Source organism: Bradyrhizobium sp. Mp27, from assembly GCF_029953005.1.
Classification (GTDB): Bacteria; Pseudomonadota; Alphaproteobacteria; order Rhizobiales; family Xanthobacteraceae; genus Bradyrhizobium; species Bradyrhizobium barranii.
This window is the reverse complement of the sequence record NZ_JASAUS010000617.1, coordinates 1-539: the sequence shown is the minus strand read 5'-3', so window position 1 is coordinate 539 and position 539 is coordinate 1. Positions and strand designations below refer to the sequence as shown.

The 539-nt window shown below is 59.2% G+C and carries 1 protein-coding gene; it reads left to right on the top strand.

From position 1 onward, the window contains the following. A partial coding sequence (locus QJT78_RS52015; protein WP_281460932.1) for an AMP-binding protein occupies positions 1 to 539 on the top strand: 539 nt, incomplete at both ends.

Genomic DNA, 539 nt, shown 5'->3' with positions numbered 1-539 from the left:
GACCGTGGTCGATCTGGAGACGGCGACGCCGGCCTGGGCCGAGCTGCCGGCCACCGATCCGGACCCGCGCGCGCTCGGCCTCACCTCACGCCATCTCGCCTATGTGATCTATACCTCGGGCTCAACCGGCACCCCAAAGGGCGTCATGGTCGAGCATCGGGGATTGGTCAACTATCTGTCCTGGGCCTGCGACGTTTATGATCCCTGGTCCTCTTCCATGGTGTCCTCATCACTCGCCTTCGATTCAACGATTACGAGCCTATTTGCGCCTCTGATCTGTGGTGGCCACACACAGCTTGTGATGGAGGAAGACAAAATCGAGGGACTAGAGGGACTAAGGACATGGATCAGTTCCCACTGCGGCGTAATCAAGATCACGCCGAGCCATCTGGATGCCCTTGGGCAACAGATGCTGGCGCAGAAGGTGCCGAGCCAGGTCGACACCTTTATTATCGGCGGGGAACCGCTTTCGCATTCAACGGTCTCGTTGTGGCGCAGCATCCAGCCTATGGCCAGGATGGTGAATGAATATGGCCCGA